The following is an 8,733-nucleotide window of genomic DNA, read 5'->3' on the forward strand; positions in this document are numbered from 1 at the left end:
TCGAGCCCCGATGACGTCGAGATGAGCCAGGGACGGCCCGCCGTGCCACCGCGATGCCCGGCAACCCGGCGGACCGCCCCGACTCTACCCGCTCCATCAAACCGACTCGCGCAGCCGCTCGCGCAACTGGTACTTCATCACCTTGCCGGTGGGCGTGCGCGGCATCGACTCGACGACGCGCACCTGTCTCGGCACCTTGTACTTCGCCAGCCGATCCGAACAGTAGGCCTGGATGTCTTCGACATCCACGCTGCTGTCAGCCTTCGGCACCACCACCGCCGCCACGCTCTCGCCCCACTCCGGATGTGGCATGCCGACCACCGCCACTTCCGAGATCGCTGGATGGCCGGCCAGCACGTCCTCGACCTCCTTGGAATAGACGTTCTCGCCGCCGGTGACGATCATGTCCTTGGCGCGGTCGACGATGAACAGATAGCCGTCCTCGTCGATCCGTACCAGGTCGCCGGTGCGATACCAGCCGTCGTGGAACGCCGCGGCGGTGGCGGCGGGATCGTGGTAGTAGCCCTGCATCATCGACTGGCAGCGCATCCAGATTTCGCCGACTTCGCCGGGACCGGCTTCCTGTTGCTCGTCGCGCATGACCTTGATGGTGCAGCCGCTGACGGCGTGCCGTCCGATCGAGCCCGCCTTGACGACCTGCTCGTCGGGCAATAGCGCGGTACCGGTGGGGCCGGTCTCCGTCATGCCGAAGACCTGATAGAAGCGCTCGGAGCGGTAGCGTTCGGCCAGCACCCGCGCCGTGCCGGCATCGATGGGGCCGCCGCCATACAGCCACGCGCGCACGCTCGACAGATCGTAGCTGGCGAAGTCCGGTGCCATCTTCATTGCCATCAGGTACGCGATCGGCGCGCCAAAGAACAGTGTGCAGCGTTCCTGCTGCACCGCCTCGAGAAACCGCACCGGATGGTATTCCGGCAGCAGCACCACGGTCGCGCCGACGAACAGGCTGCCGACCAGCAGATTGTTCAGCGGAAAGCTGTGCCAGATCGGCATCGCCAGCAGCACGCGATCGGCGGGGCCAAGTCCATAGACCAGGCTCGAGCCGGTGCCGGCGAGAATCACGTTGGCATGCGAGTGCATGCAGCCCTTCGGCCGGCCGGTGGTGCCGGACGTGTACAGCAGCTCGGCGAGATCGTCGTCGACAACGTCGACCGGTCGGTAAGCGTGCTGCTCGCTCTCCGGCGCAATGACACCCAGTCCCGCTTCATTGCCGGCGGCGGACAAGGCAAACGCCGGCGGCGCGCCTTCCAGCTGGCGATGCAGATCGGCATCGACCAGCCACAGCCGGCTTTCGCTGTGCTGCAAGATATAGGCGGTTTCCGGCGCGGCGAGCTTGTGGTTGACCGGTACGGCCACGGCGCCGATATCCAGGATCGCGTAGTAGGCGATCACCCATGCGGCCGAATTGCGTCCCTGCAGCGCAACCTTGTCGCCCTTGCCGACGCCCTGCGCCTGCAGCCACGCGGCGGTGTGTTTGACGCGCCGTCGGAGTTCGTCGTAGCGGATACGCTGCGCGCCATCGACGATGGCGATATCCGAGCTGCGCTGCCGGCTGACGCTGTCCAGCGCCTCATTGATCGTCCACATGCTGTCTCCTCCTTGGGCCGGTTCTTCATCCGGCCGATTGCCCTTTGTCCAGGCGTTGGTCTACTGGCTGCCTTGCAACATCCTCCCCGGTGATTCGAATCGGCACGACGGCATCATGCGTTCGGCCGCGCGGTCCCCATCGCCAGCGCATCGACGGCCGCGGCGATATCGCTGCCAGTGGTGGCCGGCACCGTCGCCGGCACCAGTCCGTCGGCGCAAAACAGTTCGGCCGCGGCCAATCCTGCGGCATCGCGCTTGACCCGCAGGCGCCATTCCGCCGCCTCGGCCAGCAACACGGCCTGATACGTGCGCGCCATGCCCCATGCCAGGCGCCGGCCGTGCGCTTCGTCCGGGGCATTGATCATCGGAATCAGCGTGTCGAGCGCGTTCTCGATCCGCTGCCGCAGGCCGCGCGTCGCATCGAGCGACAGCCCGCGCAGCCGCCGCACCACGTCCTCGATCCAGGCCTCGCCATGTTCGGAGCCGCGCAGCGCGCGCAGGACGTCGTGCGCCAGCACGGAGGTCGTGCCCTCCCAGATGCAATGCACATGCAGATTGCGGAACAGCCGCGGCAGACCGGTGTCCTCGATATAGCCCGCGCCGCCGAAGCTCTCCAGCAGCTCGCTGCCGGCCCAGACCGCCTGGCGTGCGCAGGCGAGCTTGGTCAGCGGCGCCATCAAGCGCGACAGCGTGCCGTCGGCACCGTGTTCGGCCGCACCGATCAGCGCCGCGGTCTGGAAATTGAGCGCGAGCATCGCCTCGTATTCGGCGGCGATGCGCGCCAGCCAGGCGCGATGCATTGGCTGCTGCGCCAGCGGCTTGCCGAAGACCTCGCGCTTGCCCGCGTAGTCGCGGGCAAGGTCCAGCAGATGGCCGACTCCGGCCGGACCGCCCCACGAGGCCCACAGCCGCGCGATATTGAGCAGGCCCGCCATCTTGCCGACGCCCTGTCCGATCTCGCCGACCGGCACGGCGATGGTGTCTTTCAGGTCCAGCTCGGCGGTGGGCAGCGCCCGCGTGCCCAGCTTGTCCTTCAGCCGCCGGATCTCGATGCCGTTCCAGCTGCCGTCGGCGCGCCGCAGCTCCACCAGGAACAGCGACAGGCCGCGGCTGCCCTGCTGCGCGCCCTCGGGCCGCGCCAGCGCCAGGGCCATCTGTCCGGTGGTGGCCGAGGTGAACCACTTGGTGCCGTTCAGCAACCATGTGCCGTCGCTCGACCGGCGCGCCGTGGTCGAACTGCGGCCCACGTCGGAGCCGCCCTCCTTCTCGGTCATCCATTGGCCCGAGGTCCACGCGTCGTGCCGGGCGGTCAGCTTCGGCACATAGCGCTGCGCCAGTTGCGGGTCGTGCTGCAGCAGCAGGCGAGCGGCGCCGTCGGTCATCACCAGCGGACAGTCGGCGACCGCGCAGACGGGGTCGTACAGGTTGACCAGCCCGGCCTGCACCACGCGCGAATGCTCGCCGTAGGGCGTTTCGTACGGCAAGGCGACCAGCCCTTCCTCGTGGCCGATCTGCACCAGCCGCAGCCAGGCCGGATCGACGCGCAGCTCGTCGACGCGCCGGCCCCAGGGGTCGTAGGGCACGTGCTGCGGCGGATTGCGTTCTGCCTGATCGGCCAGCGGCAGCAGTTCGGTGACGGCACGCTCGCCCAGGCGATCGAGCGACGGGCTGGCCTCGGCAAACACCTCCGCGGGAAGCAGCCGTTCCAGCGTCAGACGCAGCGTCGGGTCGGTACGAAAGCGATTGCTGGATTTGGGTGAGGCTTGATGGAAGTCACTCATGCCGTCTCCTCCTCGACGGGTGGGCAGCGGCGGGCTGCGGTCCTAGGGATTGCACGCAGAAGGCGACAAGGCTGGCCACCAGGTCGGCGTCCTCCTCGTCCGGGTGCGGTGCACTGAGCGGCCCCACCAGCGTTTCCGCAATGGCGCCGACGATGGCGGTACCGACGATATGCGGATGCTGCGGCGCGATCTCGCCCGCTTCGATGCCCTGCCGCACCAAGGTGGCGAAGATCGCGCGATACGGCTCGCGAAACTGCATCCGCGCCGCGTCGATCGGCGGATCGACGGGCTCGGCCAGCAGCGCCCAGGCCAGCTGGCGCCCGCGCAGGGCACGCCGTGCAAAGGTCTCGACCACCCGGGCCAGGCGCTCGCGCACGGTGCCTTCGGTATCGAACGCGGCGGCGCAGGCGTCGATCTCGGTCTGCGCGGCGCGCTTGAACACCTCGTTGAACAGATCGGCCTTGGTGGCGAAGTAGCGGTAGATCAGGCCGGCCGAAATATCGACCTCGGCCGCGATGGCCGGAATGTTCGCGGCGGCGTAGCCGCCACGCGCCACCAGCTTGAGCGCGGCCTTGATGATGCGCTCGCGGGTTTCCGCCAGGCGAGCTTCGACTTTGGGGGTTCGACGGTAGGGCATGAAAGAAGTATCTATGCTTTCATTTCTTCGTGCAAGGTTGGGTTTCTGGTTGTAGACTCGGAAAAATTCGACGGAAAGGAGACGCGCAATGGACAGGCTGCCGCTTCGCCCTTATGCGTTCGGTTGGTTCCAGGTCGAGTACGGCGATGCGCTCAAGCGCGGCGATGTGCGCCCGGTGCGGGCCTTCGGGCAGGAGTTCGTGCTGTGGCGCGATCACGATGGCACGGCCCATCTGATGGACGCCTACTGCCGCCACCTCGGCGCGCATCTGGGCCATGGCGGACGCGTCGTCGGCAACGAGATCCAGTGCCCTTTCCACGGCTGGCGCTATGACGGACGCGGCGAATGCACGCGCATTCCGTACAGCCCGGATGCCTCGTTGCAATCGCGCGGCATGCGCCGCTGGCCGACCGTCGAACGCAATGGCCTGATCCTGGCCTGGTGGCATCCGCAGGACCGGTCGCCGACTTACGAATTCCCGCTGCTGCCGGAATACGGCCATGGCGAATGGTCGCGCTATCACCGCCATGCCTGGCAGGTGCGAACGGTCTGGCAGGAGATCCAGGAGAACATCGTCGACAGCACGCATTTCCACTACCTGCATGGCGTGGAAAGCCTCGCGGTGGTCGACCGCTTCGAGCCGCGCGGCCCGGTGCTCGACGTCAATATCGTCCACCAGTTCAAGACGCCGCGCGGCGTGCAGCGGGGCTACATCCAGACCACGCTGTACGGACCATATCTGGCCACCGTGCGCTTCCGGATCGGCGACCTGGCCGAGATCCTGTTCGTCGATGCCATCACGCCGCGCGAAACGAACGAGGTGGCATTGCGCTTCAGCCTGATGGCGCGGCTGTCCGGAATCGAAGCACCCGACATGAGCCTGGAGCTGGTCAACGAGGCGATCCGGCAGGTCGGCCAGGACGTGCCGATCTGGAACCACAAGGCGCACCGCCCTCGCCCCAGCCTGGCGCGCGGCGACGGGCCGGTGATGAAGTTCCGCGAGTGGGCGCGCCAGTTCGCGGTCGAGACGCTACCGATCCGGGAGGTGGCCTGTGGCATCGCAGAATGAGCAGGATCGGCGGAGCGTATTCGCCTACGTCGGCAACAGCATCCTGCCGTCGGCGCTGGCGCGCGGGCCGTGGAGCCCGGATGCACAGCACGGCGGCGCGCCGGCCGGCCTGCTGGCCGCGATCGCCGAACGCGCGATGGCCGACGAGCCGGGATGGTCGATGGTGCGGCTGACGCTGGAATTGCTGCGGCCCGTACCGATCGCACCGCTGCAGGCCACGCACGAGGTCCAGCCGGGCGGCTCGGTGCGACGCGTGGCCTTGAGCCTGATGCATGAGGACAAGCCCGTCGTGCGCGGCGTCGCGGTATTCATGCGCGAGCGGGCGGTGGACCTGATCCCTGCCGCCACCGCATGCCCGTTGCCGCTGCCGGACCAGTGCAGCGAACCGATCCGCATTCCCGGCATGGCCGAGCAGACCTCGTTTCACTACACGGAGATGGAAAGCCGCGTGGCCGCCGGCAGCGTCGCCGAGCCAGGCCCCGCCGCCGCGTGGTTCCGCTTCGCGGTGCCGCTGATCGACGGCTGGCCCACGCCGCCCAGTGCCCGCGCGATGGCCGCCGCCGACTTCGGCAACGGCATCAGCTGGGCGCTGCCGCTCGACCGCTTCGTGTTCGCGAACGCGGACCTGACCGTCTCGCTGCACCGGCAGCCGCAGGGCGAATGGGTCGGCGTGGATTCCGTCACGGTGGCGCAGCCCAGCGGCATCGGGCTGACGACCTCGACGCTGTACGACGAAGCCGGCGCGATCGGCGTGGCGCAGCAGAGCCTGCTGATCAAGGCGCGATAGGCGCCAACGGGTGAACGGAGCGGTCTGCCTTCAGCCCATCCGCTCCGGCATGTCGACGCCGAACTTCTGCAGCCACGGTTCCAGTTGCGGCACGATGCCCGGGTTCAGCGCGACGCCTTCCTCCAGCTGCCTTGCCTTCCTGTCCAGCGCGGCCCAGCCCGGCAGCCGGACCTGCTCGACGCCCGGCCGCGGGGGATTCTGCGCGCAGGCATCGGCGATCCATCCCATCTGGTGTTCGAACGCGTCGTCGCCGGCGAAGGCCTTCGGGTCGAGGATCTGCAGGAAGACCGTATTGCCCCAGCGCTGGCCCGGGTCGTCGCGTCCGTGTCCGGCAAGGCCGGCGGTCAGCGCCTCGACCATCAGCGACAGCGCGTAGCCCTTGTGCCCGACGTCCAGACCGCCGAGCGGCAGGATCGAGCCCTTGTGCGGCGCCTGCAGGACGGCGGGGTCGTCGCTGGGCTCGCCGTGCTCGTCGATCAGCCACGGGTGCGGCAGGCGCTTGCCCTCGCGATAGAGGCGCGTGGTCAGTCCCACCGTGGTGATCGACGTGGAGACGTCGATCAGCGCGGGGCCGCGCGGCGTCGGGATGCCGGCCGCCATCGGGCTCGGCGAGAACAGCGCTCGTGTGCCGCCGAACGGCGCGACCATCATCGCCGCCGGGGCCGACGAGTACAGCAGCATCATCAGGCCCTGCGAGGTCGCGCGCTCGAGATAGGCCGCCAGCGCGGCGATGTGGTGGCTGCGGCGAATGGTGACGGTGCCGGTGCCGTACGTCTTCGCCTTCTCCATCGCGACATCGAGCGCGCGCAGCGTCAGCCACGGCCCGGGCAGGCGCTTGCCGTCCCAGGCGGCGACGGCCGCGCGGTCCGAGATCACGGCGTAGTCTTCGGCGACCTGCATGCTGCCGCTCTCGATCTCCGTCAGATAGACCGGCAGCAATTGCAGGCCGTGCGTGTCGTGGCCCATCAGATCGCCTTCGATCAGGATGTCGGCCACATCGTCGGCGCGATCGTCCGGCATGCCGGCGCGGGTCAGCAAGGCGTCGGCCATGTCGCGCAGCGCGGCGGCGTGATAGCGCATGCGGGATGAAGCGGATGGGTTCGTCATCGGTTTCCTCGTATCGGTCGTCGGTCGTCGATCCATCGTTGCCCGCGCCGGGCTACGGCAGCCGCATCGCGGGCGTGATCTGGCGCGGGTCTGTACACAGCTCGAGCACCGCCGGCCGGCCGGCGGCCAGCGCGCGCTCGAAGGCGGCGGCAAACGCGGCGGTACTGTCTATCCGCTCGGCCCATGCGCCGCAAGCCTGCGCCATCGCGACAAAGTCCGGATTGGCGATGGCGGTGCCGCTGACGCGCCCCGGATAGCGCTTCTCCTGATGCATCCGGATCGTGCCATACATGCCATTGTTGACCAGCACGACGATCACGTTGGCGCCGGCCGCGGCCGCGGTGGCCAGTTCCTGCGGATACATCAGAAAGCAGCCGTCGCCGGCGAAACAGAGCACGGTCCGCCCGGGCTCGCGCAGCTTGGCGGCAATCGCGGCCGGCAGGCCGTAGCCCATCGCACCGCAGGTCGGCGCCAGCTGCGTGCGCGGGCGGCGATACGCAAAGAACCGGTGCAGCCAGATCGTGTAGTTGCCGGCGCCGTTGCTGAGGATCGCGTCGTCGGGCAGCACGCGATTCAGATGCGCCATCACGCCGCCCATGTCGACGCCTTCGGCTTGCGGATGCGGGGCCGGCGGCGTGGCGAAGGCCTCGTGTTCCGCACGCGCCGCTGCTGTCCAGTCGGACCATCGTGACGACACCGGCGCGGGCATGGCGGCCAGCATCGCCGCGCCCTGGTCGATGCCGGACAGCACGGCGAGATCGGGCTGATAGACGCGGCCAAGTTCGGCGCTGTCGGCGTGCAGATGGATCAGCCGCTGCCGGGGCCGCGGCGGCTCGAGCAGCGTATAGCCATCGGTGACGATATCGCCGAGCCGGGTGCCGAAGGCGAAGATCAGGTCGGCCTCGCGCACACGCGTCGCCAGTGCGGGGCTGACGCCCAGGCTCAAGTGGCCGATGTAGTGCGGGTCGCGGTTATCCAGCACGTCCTGGCGGCGGAAGGCACAGGCGACCGGCAGGTCCCACGCATCGACGAAAGCAGCGAAGTCCGCCACCGCCGCCTGGCTCCAGTTGCTGCCGCCCGCGATCACCAGCGGGCGCACCGCCTGGGACAGCAGTTCGGCGACGGCCTGCGCGTCGCCGCGACGCGGCGACGCCGATACGGGGCGGTAGCGCGCCGCGTCGCCGCATTGGCACTGCCCGTCCAGCACGTCCTCCGGCAGCGACAGCACCACGGGGCCGGGACGTCCCGAAGTCGCGATCTGGAACGCGCGCGCCACCAGCTCGGGGATCCGCGCGGGGTCGTCGATCTCGGCAACCCATTTGGCCATGCCGCCAAACATCGCGCCGTAGTCGACCTCCTGGAACGCTTCGCGCCTCTTGTGGGCGCGCGCGATCTGGCCGACGAACAGGATCATCGGCGTCGAGTCCTGTGCGGCGATATGCACGCCGATGCTGGCGTGGGTCGCGCCCGGCCCACGCGTGACGAAGCAGATGCCGGGCCGGCCGGTCAGCTTGCCGTCCGCCTCGGCCATATTGGCGGCCGCGCCCTCATGCTTGCAAACCACCAGGTCGATGGCGGGCTGGTCATGCAGGGCATCGAGTACGTCGAGGAAGCTCTCGCCGGGCACGCAGAAGACGCGTTCGACGCCGTGGATGCGCAGGGCGTCGACCAGCACGCGGCCGCCCGAGCGGACAGGGAGCGGTGCGGCAGCGGCGGGGGCGGCGGGGGCGGCGGGGGCGGCAGC

General features: G+C 69.1%; 7 protein-coding genes. 2 read left to right on the plus strand and 5 right to left on the minus strand.

Translation table 11 applies throughout. The annotated features are described in order from the left end of the window. Positions 1-96: 96 nt before the first annotated feature. The 3 genes from HTY53_RS20215 to HTY53_RS20225 form a co-directional block, all read right to left on the minus strand. Positions 97-1,608: a class I adenylate-forming enzyme family protein gene (locus HTY53_RS20215; RefSeq protein ID WP_174108324.1), complete on the minus strand. Its 1,512-nt coding sequence runs from the start codon at positions 1,606-1,608 to the stop codon at positions 97-99. 113 nt (positions 1,609-1,721) lie between these two features. Further along, a complete protein-coding gene (locus HTY53_RS20220) occupies positions 1,722-3,389 on the minus strand; it encodes an acyl-CoA dehydrogenase family protein (RefSeq protein ID WP_174108326.1) in 1,668 nt (555 codons plus the stop codon). Further along, on the minus strand, positions 3,382-4,026 hold the full coding sequence (locus tag HTY53_RS20225) for a TetR/AcrR family transcriptional regulator (protein ID WP_174108328.1): 645 nt from the start codon (positions 4,024-4,026) through the stop codon (positions 3,382-3,384). The genes HTY53_RS20220 and HTY53_RS20225 overlap by 8 nt, the downstream gene beginning before the upstream one ends. A gap of 88 nt (positions 4,027-4,114) precedes the next feature. Between HTY53_RS20225 and HTY53_RS20230 the strand changes: the two genes are divergently transcribed. Then, on the plus strand, positions 4,115-5,095 hold the full coding sequence (locus HTY53_RS20230) for a Rieske 2Fe-2S domain-containing protein (protein WP_174108330.1): 981 nt from the start codon (positions 4,115-4,117) through the stop codon (positions 5,093-5,095). Beyond that, positions 5,079-5,882 (plus strand): thioesterase family protein, encoded by an 804-nt coding sequence (locus HTY53_RS20235; RefSeq protein WP_174108332.1) that lies wholly within the window; start codon positions 5,079-5,081, stop codon positions 5,880-5,882. The genes HTY53_RS20230 and HTY53_RS20235 overlap by 17 nt, the downstream gene beginning before the upstream one ends. Before the next feature lie 30 nt (positions 5,883-5,912). On the opposite strand, the gene HTY53_RS20240 is transcribed toward HTY53_RS20235, so the two are convergent. Further along, positions 5,913-6,989, minus strand: a complete 1,077-nt coding sequence (locus HTY53_RS20240; protein WP_254600038.1) for an Ldh family oxidoreductase — start codon at positions 6,987-6,989, stop codon at positions 5,913-5,915. 52 nt (positions 6,990-7,041) lie between these two features. Next, the coding region (locus HTY53_RS20245; protein WP_302480491.1) for a thiamine pyrophosphate-binding protein at positions 7,042-8,733 on the minus strand (1,692 nt) is incomplete at its 5' end.

This window comes from Cupriavidus gilardii (genome assembly GCF_013314895.1).
GTDB lineage: Bacteria > Pseudomonadota > Gammaproteobacteria > Burkholderiales > Burkholderiaceae > Cupriavidus > Cupriavidus gilardii_C.

Excerpts from the sequence above, each read along its gene's own strand:
- HTY53_RS20230 (WP_174108330.1), top strand. The coding sequence starts at position 4,115 with ATGGACAGGCTGCCGCTTCGCCCTTATGCGTTCGGTTGGTTCCAGGTC.
- HTY53_RS20240 (WP_254600038.1), bottom strand. The coding sequence starts at position 6,989 with ATGACGAACCCATCCGCTTCATCCCGCATGCGCTATCACGCCGCCGCG.
- HTY53_RS20225 (WP_174108328.1), bottom strand. The coding sequence starts at position 4,026 with ATGCCCTACCGTCGAACCCCCAAAGTCGAAGCTCGCCTGGCGGAAACC.
- HTY53_RS20220 (WP_174108326.1), bottom strand. The coding sequence starts at position 3,389 with ATGAGTGACTTCCATCAAGCCTCACCCAAATCCAGCAATCGCTTTCGT.
- HTY53_RS20215 (WP_174108324.1), bottom strand. The coding sequence starts at position 1,608 with ATGTGGACGATCAATGAGGCGCTGGACAGCGTCAGCCGGCAGCGCAGC.